The 16,821-nt window shown below is 60.4% G+C and carries 13 protein-coding genes and 1 tRNA gene; 13 read left to right on the forward strand and 1 reads right to left on the reverse strand.

All coding sequences use genetic code 11. From position 1 onward, the window contains the following. Window positions 1-40: 40 nt before the first annotated feature. A tRNA-Leu gene (locus tag QK296_RS14925) sits at window positions 41-127 on the reverse strand. A gap of 224 nt (window positions 128-351) precedes the next feature. Here QK296_RS14925 and rnr point away from each other — a divergent pair. From rnr to QK296_RS14990, 13 genes are all read left to right on the forward strand, one after another. Continuing rightward, window positions 352-2,979: a ribonuclease R gene (gene rnr / locus QK296_RS14930; protein WP_003188072.1), complete on the forward strand. Its 2,628-nt coding sequence runs from the start codon at window positions 352-354 to the stop codon at window positions 2,977-2,979. Then, window positions 2,976-3,737, forward strand: a complete 762-nt coding sequence (gene rlmB / locus QK296_RS14935) for a 23S rRNA (guanosine(2251)-2'-O)-methyltransferase RlmB (protein WP_003188074.1) — start codon at window positions 2,976-2,978, stop codon at window positions 3,735-3,737. The genes rnr and rlmB overlap by 4 nt, the downstream gene beginning before the upstream one ends. A gap of 294 nt (window positions 3,738-4,031) precedes the next feature. After that, window positions 4,032-4,451: a 30S ribosomal protein S6 gene (rpsF, locus tag QK296_RS14940; RefSeq protein WP_003188075.1), complete on the forward strand. Its 420-nt coding sequence runs from the start codon at window positions 4,032-4,034 to the stop codon at window positions 4,449-4,451. Window positions 4,452-4,480: 29 nt separating this feature from the next. Then, window positions 4,481-4,711: a 30S ribosomal protein S18 gene (rpsR, locus tag QK296_RS14945; protein WP_002551829.1), complete on the forward strand. Its 231-nt coding sequence runs from the start codon at window positions 4,481-4,483 to the stop codon at window positions 4,709-4,711. 36 nt (window positions 4,712-4,747) lie between these two features. Then, window positions 4,748-5,641, forward strand: a complete 894-nt coding sequence (locus QK296_RS14950; protein WP_003188077.1) for a hypothetical protein — start codon at window positions 4,748-4,750, stop codon at window positions 5,639-5,641. An 18-nt stretch (window positions 5,642-5,659) separates the two neighbouring features. Beyond that, window positions 5,660-6,106, forward strand: a complete 447-nt coding sequence (rplI, locus tag QK296_RS14955) for a 50S ribosomal protein L9 (protein WP_003171376.1) — start codon at window positions 5,660-5,662, stop codon at window positions 6,104-6,106. 110 nt (window positions 6,107-6,216) lie between these two features. Further along, window positions 6,217-7,614, forward strand: coding sequence for a replicative DNA helicase (gene dnaB / locus QK296_RS14960; RefSeq protein ID WP_003188079.1), 1,398 nt, complete (start codon window positions 6,217-6,219; stop codon window positions 7,612-7,614). A 184-nt stretch (window positions 7,615-7,798) separates the two neighbouring features. Continuing rightward, the gene (locus QK296_RS14965) at window positions 7,799-10,102 is read left to right on the forward strand and encodes a YgiQ family radical SAM protein (RefSeq protein WP_003188080.1); all 2,304 of its coding nucleotides are present in this window, start codon (window positions 7,799-7,801) and stop codon (window positions 10,100-10,102) included. A 202-nt stretch (window positions 10,103-10,304) separates the two neighbouring features. Then, on the forward strand, window positions 10,305-11,237 hold the full coding sequence (locus QK296_RS14970) for an NAD synthetase (RefSeq protein WP_282391057.1): 933 nt from the start codon (window positions 10,305-10,307) through the stop codon (window positions 11,235-11,237). Further along, entirely contained in the window at window positions 11,234-11,683 is a 450-nt protein-coding gene (locus QK296_RS14975; RefSeq protein ID WP_282391058.1) for a hypothetical protein, read from the forward strand. The genes QK296_RS14970 and QK296_RS14975 overlap by 4 nt, the downstream gene beginning before the upstream one ends. A gap of 166 nt (window positions 11,684-11,849) precedes the next feature. Further along, window positions 11,850-12,770 (forward strand): hypothetical protein, encoded by a 921-nt coding sequence (locus tag QK296_RS14980; RefSeq protein WP_003188084.1) that lies wholly within the window; start codon window positions 11,850-11,852, stop codon window positions 12,768-12,770. Continuing rightward, window positions 12,767-13,216, forward strand: coding sequence for a hypothetical protein (locus QK296_RS14985; RefSeq protein WP_034134761.1), 450 nt, complete (start codon window positions 12,767-12,769; stop codon window positions 13,214-13,216). Before QK296_RS14980 ends, QK296_RS14985 begins: the two co-directional genes overlap by 4 nt. A gap of 187 nt (window positions 13,217-13,403) precedes the next feature. After that, window positions 13,404-16,694, forward strand: coding sequence for a transglutaminase family protein (locus tag QK296_RS14990; protein WP_282391059.1), 3,291 nt, complete (start codon window positions 13,404-13,406; stop codon window positions 16,692-16,694). Window positions 16,695-16,821 lie beyond the last annotated feature (127 nt).

A 16,821-nucleotide genomic window follows, 5' to 3' on the forward strand; every position in this document is an offset into this window, starting at 1 on the left:
TGAAACGAAAAAACCCGCTTTCGCGGGTTTGATCTGAATTTGGTGCCCAGGAGAAGACTCGAACTTCCACGACCTTGCGATCACCAGCACCTGAAGCTGGCGTGTCTACCAATTTCACCACCTGGGCAGCATCAACAACGTTGCCGTCGTCGATGGCGCGCACTATACGGAGCGATATTTGAGCTGTAAACCCCTGCCATGAAAAAAGCCTGGAAAATTTCGCCAGTGGTCGTGCAAGGTGCGCGCCGGGGGTCGCAAAGAGCTTTTAAACGCTTGTTGATACCTGAAATTTCCCGTTTCAATACGCGTATGCCAAACTAACCCGCATATAGACAAGGTGAAAACTCTCTAATGGCCGATTGGCAGTCCCTCGATCCCGAGGCCGCTCGTGAAGCGGAAAAATATGAAAACCCTATTCCTAGCCGCGAACTGATCCTGGCGCACCTCGCCGATCGTGGTTCGCCTGCTAGCCGCGAGCAGCTGGTTGAAGAGTTCGGTCTGACCACCGAAGACCAGCTCGAAGCCCTGCGCCGCCGTCTGCGTGCGATGGAGCGCGATGCTCAATTGATCTACACCCGTCGTGGCACTTACGCGCCGGTCGACAAGCTGGACCTGATCCTGGGTCGCATTGCCGGCCACCGTGATGGCTTCGGCTTCCTGATCCCGGACGACGGCAGCGACGACCTGTTCATGAGCCCGGCGCAAATGCGCCTGGTGTTCGATGGCGACCGTGCCCTGGCGCGGGTTTCTGGCCTGGACCGCCGTGGCCGCCGCGAAGGCGTGATCGTCGAAGTGGTGTCCCGTGCCCACGAATCTATCGTCGGCCGTTACTTCGAAGAAGGCGGCATCGGCTTCGTGGTGCCGGATAACCCGAAGGTGCAGCAGGAAGTGCTGATTACCCCGGGCCGTAATGGCGCGGCCAAGGTCGGCCAGTTCGTCGAGGTGAAAATCACCCACTGGCCTACTGCGCGCTTCCAGCCCCAGGGCGATATCGTTGAAGTGGTCGGCAACTACATGGCGCCGGGCATGGAAATCGACGTGGCCTTGCGCACCTACGATATTCCTCACGTCTGGCCTGAGGCTGTGCTCAAAGAAGCGGCCAAGCTCAAGCCGGAAGTCGAAGAGAAAGACAAAGAAAAACGCATCGACCTGCGCCATCTGCCGTTCGTCACCATTGACGGCGAAGATGCCCGCGACTTCGACGATGCGGTCTACTGCGAAGCCAAGCCTGGCAAGCTGCGCCTGTTCTCCGGCGGCTGGAAGCTGTACGTGGCGATTGCCGACGTTTCCAGCTACGTGAAAATCGGTTCGGCCCTGGATAACGAAGCCCAGGTACGCGGCAACTCCGTGTACTTCCCTGAGCGCGTGATCCCGATGCTGCCCGAGCAGCTGTCCAACGGCCTGTGCTCCCTGAACCCGAAAGTCGACCGTTTGGCCATGGTGTGCGAGATGACCATCTCCAAAACCGGCGAAATGACCGACTACCAGTTCTACGAAGCAGTGATCCACTCCCAGGCACGCCTGACCTACAACAAGGTCAGCACCATCCTGGAAACGCCGAAGACCAGCGAGGCCAAGGCCCTGCGTACCGAGTACGCCGGCGTGGTGCCGCACCTCAAGCAGCTGTACTCGCTGTACAAGGTGTTGCTGGGTGCCCGTCATACCCGCGGCGCGATCGACTTTGAAACCCAGGAAACCCGCATTGTCTTCGGCTCCGAGCGCAAGATTGCGGCGATCACCCCGACCACCCGCAACGACGCGCACAAGCTGATCGAGGAGTGCATGCTGGCGGCCAACGTGGCCACTGCCGAGTTCCTCAAGAAGCACGAAATTCCTGCGTTGTACCGTGTGCACGACGGCCCGCCGCCGGAGCGCCTGGAAAAACTGCGCGCCTTCCTCGGCGAACTCGGCCTGTCCCTGCACAAAGGCAAGGACGGCCCGACGCCGAAGGATTACCAGGCCCTGCTGGCCAGCATCAAGGACCGTCCGGATTACCACGTGATCCAGACCGTGATGCTGCGCTCGCTGAGCCAGGCGGTGTACAGCGCCGATAACCAGGGCCACTTCGGCCTGAATTACGAGGCGTACACCCACTTCACTTCGCCGATTCGCCGTTACCCGGACTTGCTCACGCACCGGGCGATCCGCAGTGTGATCCATTCCAAGCAGAACACCCCGCACGTCAAGCGCGCCGGTGCCATGACCATTCCGAAAGCACGGATCTATCCGTACGACGAAGCGGCCCTGGAACAGCTGGGCGAGCAGTGCTCCATGAGCGAGCGCCGCGCTGACGAAGCCACCCGCGACGTGGTGAACTGGCTCAAGTGCGAGTTCATGAAGGATCGTGTGGGCGAGTCGTTCCCGGGTGTGATCACCGCCGTGACCGGTTTTGGCCTGTTCGTCGAGCTGACCGACATCTATGTCGAGGGCTTGGTGCACGTCACCGCTTTGCCGGGTGACTACTACCACTTCGACCCTGTGCATCACCGCCTGGCGGGCGAGCGCACCGGTCGCAGCTTCCGCTTGGGCGATACCGTTGAAGTACAGGTCATGCGCGTTGATCTGGACGAGCGCAAGATCGACTTCGGCATGCCTGACAAACCGGCTGAGCCAGCGGGTCGTAAAAAGCGTGGTGAAACCACAGCGCCTGCGTCCAAAGGCAAAACGGCCGCGGCGAAAACCACGGCCGAGCCAGCACCTGCCAAGGCCGGTCGTCGTTCTTCCGCCAAGGACAAGGCCCCTGAAGCCTACCGCCCAAGCGACGCCGCGGCGAAAAACGCCGAGCTGCGCAAGAGCCGCGAGTTGAAGCAGCAGTTGCTCAACGAAGCCAAAAGCGGTGGTAAAGCGGCGTCTGGGGGAAAGTCCCAAGGGGCGGAAAAACCGTCGAGCAAGCCAAGTAAACACCGTAAAGGCCCGCCAAAAGCGGGTTCGGCTCCCGCAAAAAGCGGCGGGTCGCGCAAACCTAAGGCCAAGTCATGAGTCTGGAAAAAATCTACGGCGTGCACGCCGTAGAAGCACTGCTGCGTCACCACCCCAAGCGCGTCAAACAGGTGTGGTTGGCCGAAGGTCGCAGCGAGCCGCGCGTACAGGCGCTGGTCGAGTTGGCCACCCAAAACAAGGTTGCCATCGGCCAGGCCGAACGTCGTGAAATGGACGTGTGGGTCGAAGGCGTTCACCAAGGCGTGGTGGCCGACGTCAGCCCGAGCCAGGTGTGGGGCGAGGCGATGCTCGACGAGTTGCTCGACCGTACCGAAGGCGCGCCGTTGCTCTTGGTGCTGGACGGCGTAACCGACCCGCACAACCTCGGCGCTTGCCTGCGCTCGGCGGATGCTGCCGGTGCGCTGGCCGTGATCGTGCCCAAGGACAAGTCCGCGACCCTGACGCCGGTGGTGCGTAAGGTCGCCTGCGGCGCGGCGGAAGTGATTCCGCTGGTGGCCGTGACCAACCTGGCGCGTACCCTGGAGAAGCTCCAGCAGCGCGGCCTGTGGGTCGTGGGCACGGCGGGGGAGGCCGAGGTCAGCATCTATGACCAGGACCTCACCGGCCCGACCATCCTGATCATGGGTGCCGAAGGCAAAGGCATGCGCCGTCTGACTCGTGAGCATTGCGATTACTTGGTGCACCTGCCGATGGCCGGTAGCGTCAGCAGCCTGAACGTGTCGGTGGCGACGGGTGTATGCCTGTTCGAGGCCCAGCGTCAGCGTGGTGCGAAAGCCAAGGCCAAGCCTAAGAAGTGATCAAAATGTGGGAGCGGGCTTGCCCGCGATGACGGCGTGTCAGCTGGCAGAGATGTTGCCGGTGTCATGGTCATCGCAGGCAAGCCCGCTCCCACATTGGTTTTGTGGTGTTTATTTAAGATTGTTCAAATAATCACCAATCACCTTGCGCCCGTTCTCCCCCTTCTCTACAATTGCGCCCCTTGCCTTCCTGGCAGGCACCGATGTGCCTCCCCTGCGGCAAGATCCATAAGTGTCATTCACTCCTTGTCTGACCGTTTTTGAGCGGCAGGCTACAACCCGTAAGGAGCATTCATGCGTCATTACGAAATCATCTTTTTGGTCCACCCGGATCAAAGCGAGCAAGTCGGCGGCATGGTTGAGCGTTACACCAAGCTGATCGAAGAAGACGGCGGCAAAATCCACCGTCTGGAAGATTGGGGCCGTCGTCAACTGGCCTACGCAATCAACAATGTTCACAAGGCTCACTACGTGATGCTGAACGTTGAGTGCACTGGCAAGGCCCTGGCCGAGCTGGAAGACAACTTCCGCTACAACGATGCAGTGATCCGTAACCTGGTCATCCGTCGCGAAGAAGCCGTTACCGGCCAATCCGAGATGCTCAAGGCTGAAGAAAACCGCAGTGAGCGCCGTGAGCGTCGCGATCGTCCTGAGCACGAAGGCGCTGAAAGCGCTGAAGGCGAAGAGAACGACAGCGATAACGCTGACGAGTAATCCACGGACCTTATTAAGGAGCCTATCAAATGGCACGTTTCTTCCGTCGTCGTAAATTCTGCCGTTTCACCGCTGAAGACGTGAAAGAGATCGATTACAAAGATCTCAACACTCTGAAAGCCTACGTATCCGAGACCGGCAAAATCGTTCCAAGCCGTATCACCGGTACCAAAGCACGTTATCAGCGTCAGCTGGCCACCGCTATCAAGCGCGCCCGCTTCCTGGCCCTGCTGGCCTACACCGACAGCCACGGCCGCTGAGACCGGGCAGTCGACAAGTAGTAAGGGATTGAATGCATGCGCGCCTTAGCTGAGTTCATCATGCGCGGTCGCGTGCAGGCCACTCTGGTAGTGGCTGGATGTGCGGCATTGCCGTTGCTTTATTGGTTGGGTGCTGCCGCAGGTTGCCTTGTGCTGCTGCGGCGCGGTTTGAAGGACGCCCTTGGCGTTCTTGCCCTGGGTTTGTTGCCGGCCTTGATCTGGTGGCTGCAAATGGGTGATCCACGGGTACTTCTGGTACTGCTGGGGTCATCGAGCCTTGCGTTGGTTTTGCGCGCAAGTGAGTCCTGGGTCCGTACGCTGCTGGTCAGCGTGGCATTGGGGTTGGTGTACTCAGTGATGCTTGGCGCGGCTTTCCGCCCGCAAATCGAGGCGCTGGCGCAGGAGATCGTCAAGATCCTGCCGTTGGCCCTCGGGGATCTCTACCAGCAGTTGTCGGTAGATGAGCGAGCGCGGTTTGCGTCACTGATTGCTCCGGTCCTGACCGGCCTGATTGCGGCTTTGTTGCAGGTCGTCAGCGTGCTGAGCCTGATTCTTGGGCGTTATTGGCAGGCGTTGTTGTACAACCCGGGTGGTTTTGGTCGCGAGTTTCGCAGTATCAGAATCCCAGCGGGGCCGGCGATGTTGCTGCTGGCGTGCATGGTTGTCGGGCCGAACTTCGGCCCACAGATGGCCTTGCTGGCGCCGATTTGCAGCGTACCGCTGGTGTTTGCCGGGCTGGCCCTGATTCATGGGCTTGCTGCGCAAAAGCGACTGGCCAGGTTTTGGCTGGTGGGGTTGTACGTCACGCTGGTGCTGTTCATGCAGCTGATCTATCCGTTACTCGTGGTCTTGGCCATTGTTGACAGCCTGATTGATTTTCGCGGTCGTCTGGCGTCGAAAGACGCCGATAACGCGAACGGTGAAGGTTAAAAGTTAGAGGATTTTCACATGCAACTGATCCTTCTGGAAAAAGTCGCCAACCTGGGCAACCTGGGCGACAAAGTGAACGTTAAGGCCGGCTACGGTCGTAACTACCTGCTGCCATACGGCAAAGCCACCGCTGCAACCGCTGCCAACCTGGCTGCGTTTGAAGAGCGTCGTGCTGAGCTGGAAAAAGCCGCAGCAGACAAAAAAGCGTCGGCCGAAACTCGCGCTGCCCAACTGGCTGAGCTGGAAGTGACTATCACTGCCACCGCTGGTGACGAAGGCAAGCTGTTCGGTTCGATCGGCACCCACGACATCGCTGATGCACTGACCGCCTCCGGCGTTGAAGTGCAGAAGAGCGAAGTTCGTCTGCCGAACGGCACCATCCGCAACGTAGGCGAATTCGACGTAGCCGTGCACCTGCACGCCGAAGTTGAAGCCACCGTACGCGTTGTCGTGGTAGCAGCTTAAGTCGCACCTAACTGACTGGCACCTCGCGTGCCAGGCGGTTAACATCGGGCACGATCCTGTTTACAGGTCGTGCCTTTTGTTTTTCTACACACCCCAAATTCCAAGTGGCCATGAACGAAATCTCCGCTCCTGAGCAATACGATCTACAAACCGCTGCCCTGAAGGTGCCGCCGCATTCCATCGAGGCCGAACAGGCCGTGCTCGGTGGCTTGATGCTGGACAACAACGCCTGGGAACGCGTGCTGGATCAAGTCTCGGACGGTGATTTCTATCGCCATGACCACCGCCTGATCTTCCGCGCCATTGCCAAGCTGGCCGACCAGAACTCACCGATCGACGTGGTCACCCTGGCCGAGCAGTTGGACAAGGAAGGCCAGACCTCCCAAGTCGGCGGCCTGGGCTACCTCGGCGAGCTGGCAAAAAACACGCCGTCCGTCGCCAACATCAAGGCCTATGCCCAGATCGTCCGCGAGCGGGCCACGTTGCGCCAGTTGATCGGCATCAGCACCGAAATCGCCGACAGCGCCTTCAACCCCGAAGGCCGCACTGCCGCCGAGATCCTTGACGAAGCCGAGCGCCAGATCTTCCAGATCGCCGAGGCCCGGCCGAAAACCGGCGGCCCGGTCAGCGTCAACGACCTGCTGACCAAAGCCATCGACCGTATCGACACCCTGTTCAACACCGATGCGGCGATTACCGGTATTTCCACCGGTTACACCGACCTCGACGAAAAGACCAGCGGCCTGCAGCCGTCCGACTTGATCATCGTCGCCGGTCGTCCGTCCATGGGTAAGACCACCTTCGCGATGAACCTGGTGGAAAACGCCGTTCTGCGCAGCGACAAGGCGGTGCTGGTGTACTCCCTCGAGATGCCAGGTGAATCGCTGATCATGCGTATGCTCTCGTCTCTTGGCCGTATCGACCAGACCAAGGTGCGTTCCGGTCAACTTGAGGATGACGACTGGCCGCGCCTGACCTCGGCGGTCAACCTGCTCAACGACCGCAAGCTGTTTATCGATGACACCGCCGGTATCAGCCCGTCCGAAATGCGCGCGCGTACCCGGCGCCTGGTGCGTGAGCATGGCGACATCGCCCTGATCATGATCGACTACCTGCAGTTGATGCAGATCCCGGGTTCCAGCGGCGACAACCGTACCAACGAGATTTCTGAAATCTCCCGTTCCCTGAAGGCGCTGGCCAAGGAATTCAACTGTCCGGTGGTGGCGCTGTCTCAGCTCAACCGCTCCCTGGAACAACGTCCCAACAAGCGTCCGGTGAACTCCGACTTGCGGGAATCCGGAGCGATCGAGCAGGACGCCGACGTGATCATGTTCGTGTACCGCGACGAGGTGTACCACCCCGAGACGGAACACAAAGGCATTGCCGAAATCATCATCGGCAAGCAACGGAACGGCCCGATCGGGTTTATCCGGTTGGCGTTCATCGGCAAGTACACGCGTTTCGAGAACCTGGCGCCGGGCAGCTACAACTTCGACGACGACGAGTAGTTTCAAGCACCTGTAAGGGCTTCATCGCAGGCAAGCCAGCTCCCACCTTTGGGATGCATTCCCTTGTGGGAGCTGGCTTGCCTGCGATGGCGTCACCACAATTCCGACTACTGTCGTCGGAATTGGTCAAATTTTGTGCTATATTCCGCGCCCGCGATTTTTCATCTCCACACCGGTCACCGTCATGCAAACAGCCAAGCCGTTATTTGACTATCCCAAGTACTGGGCCGAATGTTTCGGTCCTGCGCCATTCCTGCCGATGAGCAGGGAGGAGATGGATCAGCTTGGCTGGGATTCGTGCGACATCATCATCGTCACCGGTGATGCCTATGTTGACCACCCCTCGTTCGGCATGGCGATCATCGGCCGGCTGCTGGAGTCCCAGGGCTTTCGCGTCGGGATCATCGCGCAACCGAACTGGCAATCCAAAGACGACTTCATGAAGCTCGGCGAGCCGAACCTGTTCTTCGGCGTCGCGGCCGGCAACATGGACTCGATGATCAACCGCTACACCGCCGACAAGAAAATCCGCTCCGACGACGCCTACACCCCTGGCGGCATGGCCGGCAAACGCCCCGACCGTGCGAGCCTGGTGTACAGCCAGCGTTGCAAGGAAGCCTACAAGAACGTGCCGATCGTACTCGGCGGCATCGAAGCTTCCCTGCGCCGCATCGCCCACTACGACTACTGGCAAGACCGCGTGCGCAACTCGATCCTGATCGACGCCACCGCCGATATCCTGCTGTACGGTAACGCCGAGCGGGCCATCGTCGAGGTTGCCCAGCGCCTGTCGTGGGGCCACAAGATCGAAGATATCACCGATGTGCGCGGCACCGCGTTCATCCGCCGTGACACGCCGGCGGGCTGGTACGAAGTGGATTCCACGCGCATCGACCGTCCGGGCAAGATCGACAAGATCATCAACCCGTACGTGAATACCCAGGACACCCAGGCCTGCGCCATCGAGCAAGAAAAAGGCCCGGTGGATGACCCGGAAGAAGCCAAGGTTGTGCAGATCCTGGCCAGCCCGCGCATGACCCGTGACAAAACCGTGATCCGCCTGCCGTCGGTGGAAAAAGTCCGCGGTGACGCGGTGCTCTATGCCCACGCGAACCGCGTGTTGCACCTGGAAACCAACCCAGGCAACGCCCGCGCTCTGGTGCAGAAGCACGGTGAAGTGGACGTGTGGTTCAACCCGCCGCCCATTCCCATGACCACCGAAGAAATGGACTACGTGTTCGGCATGCCCTACGCCCGCGTACCGCACCCAGCGTATGGCAAGGAGAAGATCCCGGCCTACGACATGATCCGTTTCTCGGTGAACATCATGCGTGGCTGCTTCGGCGGCTGCACCTTCTGCTCGATCACCGAGCACGAAGGCCGCATCATCCAGAACCGTTCCGAAGAGTCGATCATTCGCGAGATCGAAGAGATCCGCGACAAAGTGCCGGGCTTCACCGGCGTGATCTCCGACCTCGGCGGCCCGACGGCGAACATGTACCGCATCGCCTGCAAGAGCCCGGAGATCGAATCCGCGTGCCGCAAGCCATCATGCGTGTTCCCTGGCATCTGCCCGAACCTGAACACCGACCACTCGTCGTTGATCCAGCTGTACCGCAGTGCCCGTGCGTTGCCGGGTGTGAAGAAGATCCTGATCGCTTCCGGCCTGCGCTACGACCTGGCCGTCGAATCGCCGGAGTACGTCAAAGAGCTGGTCACCCACCACGTCGGTGGCTACCTCAAGATCGCCCCGGAACACACCGAGGAAGGTCCGCTCAACCAGATGATGAAACCGGGCATTGGCAGCTATGACAAGTTCAAGCGCATGTTCGAGAAGTACACCAAGGAAGCGGGCAAGGAGCAGTACCTGATCCCGTACTTCATCGCTGCCCACCCGGGCACCACCGATGAAGACATGATGAACCTGGCCCTGTGGCTCAAGGGCAATGGCTTTCGCGCCGACCAGGTGCAGGCGTTCTACCCGTCGCCGATGGCCACCGCCACCGCGATGTATCACTCGGGCAAGAACCCGCTGCGCAAGGTCACCTACAAGAGCGACGCGGTAACCATCGTCAAGAGCGAGGAGCAGCGCCGCCTGCACAAGGCGTTCCTGCGTTACCACGACCCGAAGGGCTGGCCGATGCTGCGTGAAGCATTGACCCGCATGGGCCGTGCCGACCTGATCGGGTCGGGCAAGGACCAGCTGATCCCGCTGCACCAGCCGTCCACCGACAGCTACCAGAGCGCCCGGCGCAAGAACTCGACGCCGGCGGGCAGCCATAAGGTCGCCAAGGAAACCACCACCAAGATCCTCACCCAGCATACCGGCCTGCCACCCCGTGGCAGCGACGGCAGCAACCCGTGGGACAAGCGCGAGCAAGCCAAGGCTGCGGCCCAGGCGCGCAACAAGCAGGCGGCCAAAGAGCGCAGCGATGCGGCCAAGGGCAAGGGCGGCAAGCCTACGCGCAAGCCGGTTGTGCCGCGTTGATCGACGCCTGAAATGCAAAACGCCAGCCTCGTGCTGGCGTTTTGCTTTCTGGTCGGTGCTGAGTCTGTTTGGTAAGGTGGCGCCCATTAGATTGCTATCGCAGGCAAGCCAGCTCCCACACTTGGAATGCATTCCCCTGTGGGAGCTGGCTTGCCTGCGATGAGGCCGGTCTGGGCACTCTCAATTTCAAGGAAGAACACTTATGGGCAACCCCTTGCTCAACATTGGCATGGACTCCAATCGCTCCCAATTCATGGCGCGCCAGCGCATTGAAAGCCAGATCAACCTGCCACGGCTGTTCGCCGTCATCGACGCCGACCCCAGCATCGTCGGTGCTGGTGTGGTGTACATCGACGCCGACTTCAACGTAATCACCCTGCGCGAATTCAAGCCCATCTGCAGCATCAAGCCCAAGCGCGTCATTTTGCGCGAGGCGCAGAAGTACATCTCGCCGGCGCAGTTTGTCGAGCAGGTGAAGACCGACCCCCGTGAAGGGCGCCTCCAGAAGGAAGCCTTTGATATGGGCCTTTCCTGTGGCGCAGCGGTGATCGGCTGGATCGTGGTGTTCAGTGGCAGCGTCGCCGTACCCTTCACCGCCGGCGCCAGTGCGTTTGTGGTGGGCATTGGCGTCACGGCCGCGCTGGCCAGCAGTGCTCAGTGCGGATTTGGCGTGGCCCGTACCTATAACGAGATCCTTGACCCGGATGCCAACGACCGCATGGACGACGCCCAGTGGTATGGCGCGGTGTCACCAATTCTCGATGCCGCGTCGCTGGTGGGTATTGGTACGGGCGCCTTCACCACATTAAGGCTGCTCAAGGCCAAAAAAGCCGCTGCGTTGGGCAAGAGCTGGCATGAGTTGCTCAAGGGCTTGAATCGCCAGGAGCGCAAGAAATTGACCCAGGAATTGCTCAGCCTCAAAGACCCGAGCCTGACCCCCAAGTTGCTCAAGTTGCAGCAGCGCGCCGGCACGTTGCCCAAGCGCTACAGTTCCACGGAAATCCGTCATGCCACGCTCACCCAGCTCAAGGACGCCTTGGGCGGCATGTTGGGTATCTGGGGCAGCTATCGGACCGGTCACGTCGGCTCGGCGTCGACGCTTGCCATTGGCCTGTATGAGGAACTGACAGAATGAAGGGGTTTCCCGATAGGCGTAGTTTCCTTGCGCGTTATTTTCCGGTGTTCATGGGCACCATCTTCATGGCGATTTTTTCCGGTTCAGTCGCCGTGTCCACCGCGGGCGTGACCTATTTGCGCGGGGTTGAGCCGGCGCTCAAAACCGACTACTCCGGGGCTGCAATCCTGGTGCTGGTGGCGGTGCTGGTGTTTGGCAATGTGATGATCGTACGCGGGTATCCCTGGGCAACCCGGCTGGTGGCGGGTTACCTGGTGTGTTGCCTGCTGTTTGTGTTGCCGATGATTCAATACGGCCTCAATACCCTGGTGTACGGCTCGGCGGTGTTGTTTCCGCTGCTGGGTTTGTTGCTGCTCAACAGCAAGCGCCATCGTGAAATGCGCCAGCGATTACTCGAAATACGTCACCTGCGTCGGGCGGCGATTGCGCAACGCAAGGCCCGTTGATTAGGTAGGTTTATTGGCGGTAGGTGGCCTGTTTGTTAGGGTGGCGCCCATCAGATTGCTATCGCAGGCAAGCCAGCTCCCACAGGGGAATGCATTTCAAGTGTGGGAGCTGGCTTGCCTGCGATGAGGCCGGTCGCGGCACTCTCAATTTCAAGGAAGAACACTTATGGGCAACTCCTTGTTCAATATCGGCATGGATTCCAACCGCTCTCAATTTATGGCGCGCCAGCGCATCGAGAGCCTGATCAACCTGCCACGGCTGTTCGCCGCCATCGATGCCGACCCCGCCATTGTCGGTGCAGGTGTTGTGTATATCGATGCCGATTTCAACGTTGTCACCCTGCGCGAATTTCAGCCCATCTGCAGCATCGCACCCAAGCGTTTGATCTTGCGTGAGGCGCAGAAGTACATCGCGCCAACGCAATTCGCTCAGCAGGTGCAAGACAATCCGCGTGAGTCCCGCTTGGTGGGCGAAGCGGTCAATACCACGCTATCGTGTGCCGGCGCGGTCATCGGTTGGATTGTGGTGCTCAGTGGTTCCGTCGCAGTTCCGTTTTCGGCGGGGGCCAGTTCGGTGGTCGTGGCGCTCGGCTATACGGCCGCGGCAGCCAGTTCTGTGCAGTGCTTTGCCAGCGGCTATCGCACCGTCAATGAGATCCGCAACCCCGCGCGAAATGATCAGCTCGACAGTGAGGAATGGTACCAATACACCATGATTGCCCTGGACGCGGCGTCGTTGGTTGGGGTGGGCTCATCGGCATTGGCAACGGTCAAGCTGGTGCGGTTGAATAAGGCCTCTACCGGGAAAAGTGTGAGAGAGGTGCTCAGGGGCCTGAATCGACAGGAGCGCGCCAAGTTGACCAAAGAGCTGCTGAGCATCAACGACCCACGCTTGACGTCCAAGATGATCAAGTTAAAGCAGTTGTCGGGCGAGTTGCCTAAGCGGTTCACCCCCACCGAGGTCAAGCATGCAACGGTCACGCAGATCAAGGACGCGTTGGGCGCAGCCATCGGTTTTACCGGTAGTGCGGTGTCAGGGAACGTGCGCACAATTGCCATAGGGCTGTATGAGGAGGCCGAGCAATGAACGAGCTGCCTAGCATTCGCAGTTTTCTGTCGACGTATTTCCCCGTCTTTGTGGGGGCGATATTTGTCTGCATTTTCACCCTCGTGTTTGCGGTTCCGGTGTTCTTCGATAGCTATATGCCAAGCCTGTCCATGGCAGATAACGCCAAGTACTCCTTCCTGGTGGGTATCGCACTCACGCTAGTCATTGTGCACTGCAATTTCATGATTGCACGCGGGCGTCCCCAATGGATGTGGCCGCTAGTGTTGCTGTTGGGGGGATGCTTTCTGGGTGTATTGCCAACACTCAATGATCAACCGAACGGGGTGGTATATGCCTTGAGCCTGGTGTTTCCATTACTTGGGCTGTTGCTGTTCAACAGCAAACGTCACCGTGAAATGCGCCAGAAACTGGTTGAAGTCCGCTGCCTGCGCCAGGCCATGATTGCCCAACACAAACACCATTGATTGGGTAGATTCACCACCTGCCCTCAGCCCGGCGCTACAAATGTGTGCAGCGCATGCACCATAGCCACAACGTTGGCGCCGTTTTGGTGCTGTACTGCACCGGGCCCGACGTTTTAGTGCAATGACTGCTGCTGTGGCATAAGTCTTGCGCGCGTTGTGCTTATGCCCTGGCTCGCAGGAGGCCGCCGTGTCGATTTATGTCGCGTTGCACCACGTTACGCATTACCGCTACGACCGTGCTGTTGAACTCGGCCCACAGATCGTTCGGCTACGCCCGGCGGCCCATAGCCGTACGCGGATTTTGTCCTACGCGCTGAAAGTGCTGCCGGAGCAGCATTTCATCAACTGGCAGCAAGACCCTCAGGGTAATTACCTGGCGCGCCTGGTATTCCCGGAAAAGACTGACGAGTTGCGCGTCGAAGTCGACTTAGTCGCCGAGATGGCGGTGTTCAATCCGTTCGATTTTTTCCTGGAGCCCTACGCCGAAAATATCCCGTTCAGCTACGCCGCCGATGAGCAGCGCGAGCTGGCGCCGTACCTGGAAACCTTGCCGCTGACGCCAAGGTTTGCCGCCTACCTGGCCGGTATCGACCGCACGCCGTTGCCTGCTGTGGATTTCCTGGTAGGCCTCAATCAGCGCCTGGCCGCCGATATTGGGTACCTGATTCGCATGGAACCGGGCGTGCAAACCCCGGAATTCACGCTGGAAAATGCGTCCGGCTCCTGCCGCGACTCGGCCTGGTTACTGGTGCAATTGCTGCGCAACCTCGGGTTGGCGGCGCGATTTGTCTCCGGTTACCTGATCCAGCTCACCGCCGACGTCAAAGCCCTCGACGGCCCGTCCGGTACCGAGGTGGATTTCACCGACCTGCACGCCTGGTGTGAAGTGTATTTGCCCGGCGCTGGCTGGATTGGCCTGGATGCCACGTCCGGGTTGTTTGCCGGTGAAGGGCACATCCCTTTGGCCTGCAGTCCCGATCCATCGTCCGCCGCGCCGATCAGTGGGTTGGTGGAGCCGTGCGAGTGCGAATTCACCCACGAGATGTCGGTGGAGCGCATTTGGGAAGCGCCACGGGTGACCAAGCCCTATACCGAAGAACAATGGCTGGCGATCCAGGCCCTGGGCTGGCAGATTGATGGCGACCTGCTCAAGGACGACGTACGCCTGACCATGGGCGGCGAACCGACCTTCGTTTCTATCGACGACCCAGACGGCGCCGAGTGGAACACCGCAGCCCTGGGCCCGGACAAGCGTCGCCTGTCGGCCGAGCTGTTCCAGCGCCTGCGCCAGCACTATGCGCCCAAGGGCCTGGTGCATTTCGGCCAAGGCAAGTGGTACCCCGGCGAGCAACTGCCGCGCTGGTCGCTCAATTGCTACTGGCGCCGCGACGGCGTGCCGATCTGGCACAACAGTGCGCTGATTGCCGATGAGCAAGAGGACTATGGCGCCGATGGGGTGATGGCCGGGCGTTTCCTGGCCAGCGTCGCCGAGCGCCTCAAACTACCGGCGCGCTTTGTGTTCCCGGCGTTCGAAGACAATTTCTACTACCTATGGCGCGAAGGGGCGCTGCCCCAGAACGTCACTGCCCAGGACCCGCGCCTGAGCGATGACCTGGAGCGTGAACGCCTGCGTAAAGTGTTCAGCCAGGGCCTGGATAAAGTCATCGGCCAGGTGCTGCCGCTGGCACGTACTGCGGCCAATGACCGCTGGCAGAGTGGGCGTTGGTACCTGCGCGATAACCATTGCCGCCTGGTGCCGGGGGATTCGCCGCTGGGCTATCGCCTGCCGCTCGCCTCGCAGCCCTGGGTGACTGCGGCGGAGTATCCGTTTGTGCATCCGACCGACCCTAACCAGGATCAGCCGGATCTGCCGACCAGCGCCCAGTTGCAAAACCATGGCGAGCCCGCGCCGGTTGATGATCGTGTGCCCAAGATTGACGAGTCCGCCGACTGGCTGACCCGTACCGCGCTGTGCGCCGAAGCACGGGAAGGGCGCCTGTATCTGTTTATGCCGCCGCTGGAGCGCGTCGAGGATTACCTGGAGCTGGTGACTGCCATTGAGGCCACCGCCGAAGAGCTGCATTGCCCGGTACTGCTGGAAGGCTACGAGCCGCCAGCGGATACGCGCCTGAGCAATTTCCGAGTGACGCCAGACCCTGGTGTCATCGAGGTCAACGTACAGCCGTCCGCCACCTGGGACGAGTTGGTAGAACGCACCGAATTCCTCTACGAAGAGGCCCGGCAAACCCGCCTGACCACCGAGAAGTTCATGATCGACGGGCGCCATACCGGCACCGGTGGCGGTAACCACTTCGTGCTGGGCGGTGCGACGCCCAAGGATTCGCCCTTCCTGCGCCGGCCCGACCTGCTGCGCAGCCTGATCAGCTACTGGCATAACCACCCGTCGTTGTCCTATTTGTTCTCCGGTCTGTTTATCGGCCCCACCTCCCAGGCGCCCAGGGTGGATGAGGCGCGCAACGATGCGCTGTATGAACTGGAAATCGCCTTCGCGCAGATGCCGGCACCGGGCGAGGAGTGCCCGCCATGGTTGGTGGATCGCCTGTTGCGCAACCTGCTGATCGACGTGACGGGCAATACCCATCGCGCCGAATTCTGTATCGACAAACTTTACTCACCCGACGGCGCCACTGGCCGCCTGGGGCTGCTGGAACTGCGCGCCTTTGAAATGCCCCCCCATGCGCGCATGAGCCTGACCCAGCAGTTGTTGCTGCGGGCGCTGGTCGCGCGGTTCTGGCGCGAGCCCTATGCGCCGCCGAAGCTGGCGCGCTGGGGCACTGAGCTGCATGACCGTTTCCTGTTGCCGCACTTTATCGAGCAGGACTTTGCCGACGTGATCGTCGAGCTGAACGCGGCTGGCTACCCGCTGCGTGCCGAATGGTTCGCGGCGCATCTGGAGTTCCGTTTCCCCAAAGTGGGCGACTACGCCGTCAGCGGTATCGAACTGGAACTGCGCCAGGCCTTGGAGCCTTGGCATGTGCTGGGCGAGGAGGGGGCGGTGGGTGGCACGGTGCGCTATGTGGATTCGTCCCTGGAGCGCCTGCAAGTGAAGTTGAGCGGGTTGCCACCGCAACGCTACCTGCTGACCTGCAATGGCGTGCCGGTGCCGCTGCAAGCGACCGGCCGCGTCGGCGAGTTCGTGGCGGGCGTGCGTTACCGCGCCTGGCAACCGGCCAACTGCTTGCAACCGACCATCCCCGTGCATGCGCCGCTGGTATTTGACCTGCTCGACACCTGGATGCAGCGTTCGTTGGGTGGCTGCCAATACCATGTGGCGCACCCGGGCGGGCGCAATTACGACAGCCTGCCGGTGAATGCCAATGAGGCGGAGAGCCGGCGCATGGCGCGGTTTTTCCGCTTGGGGCATAGCCCGGGCAAGCTGCCAGTGCCGACTGTAACGGTAAACGATGAATTGCCAATGACGCTGGATTTGCGGCGTTTCAAAAAAAATAAGGAATGAACATGATTTAAGTGTGGGAGCTGGCTTGCCTGCGATAGCGGTGGTTCAGTCGATTATTCTGGTGACTGATACACCGCTATCGCAGGCAAGCCAGCTCCCACATTGGATCGCAGTGAATTTGAGTTAA

This window comes from Pseudomonas sp. AL10 (assembly GCF_029960685.1).
Lineage (GTDB): Bacteria > Pseudomonadota > Gammaproteobacteria > Pseudomonadales > Pseudomonadaceae > Aquipseudomonas > Aquipseudomonas lactis.

What these genes read in the sequence shown, in the direction of transcription:
- rpsF (WP_003188075.1), top strand. Translation starts at nt 4,032, where the DNA reads ATGCGTCATTACGAAATCATCTTTTTGGTCCACCCGGATCAAAGCGAG.
- QK296_RS14970 (WP_282391057.1), top strand. Translation starts at nt 10,305, where the DNA reads ATGGGCAACCCCTTGCTCAACATTGGCATGGACTCCAATCGCTCCCAA.
- rpsR (WP_002551829.1), top strand. Translation starts at nt 4,481, where the DNA reads ATGGCACGTTTCTTCCGTCGTCGTAAATTCTGCCGTTTCACCGCTGAA.
- QK296_RS14950 (WP_003188077.1), top strand. Translation starts at nt 4,748, where the DNA reads ATGCGCGCCTTAGCTGAGTTCATCATGCGCGGTCGCGTGCAGGCCACT.
- QK296_RS14975 (WP_282391058.1), top strand. Translation starts at nt 11,234, where the DNA reads ATGAAGGGGTTTCCCGATAGGCGTAGTTTCCTTGCGCGTTATTTTCCG.
- QK296_RS14985 (WP_034134761.1), top strand. Translation starts at nt 12,767, where the DNA reads ATGAACGAGCTGCCTAGCATTCGCAGTTTTCTGTCGACGTATTTCCCC.
- dnaB (WP_003188079.1), top strand. Translation starts at nt 6,217, where the DNA reads ATGAACGAAATCTCCGCTCCTGAGCAATACGATCTACAAACCGCTGCC.
- QK296_RS14980 (WP_003188084.1), top strand. Translation starts at nt 11,850, where the DNA reads ATGGGCAACTCCTTGTTCAATATCGGCATGGATTCCAACCGCTCTCAA.
- rnr (WP_003188072.1), top strand. Translation starts at nt 352, where the DNA reads ATGGCCGATTGGCAGTCCCTCGATCCCGAGGCCGCTCGTGAAGCGGAA.
- QK296_RS14965 (WP_003188080.1), top strand. Translation starts at nt 7,799, where the DNA reads ATGCAAACAGCCAAGCCGTTATTTGACTATCCCAAGTACTGGGCCGAA.
- rlmB (WP_003188074.1), top strand. Translation starts at nt 2,976, where the DNA reads ATGAGTCTGGAAAAAATCTACGGCGTGCACGCCGTAGAAGCACTGCTG.
- rplI (WP_003171376.1), top strand. Translation starts at nt 5,660, where the DNA reads ATGCAACTGATCCTTCTGGAAAAAGTCGCCAACCTGGGCAACCTGGGC.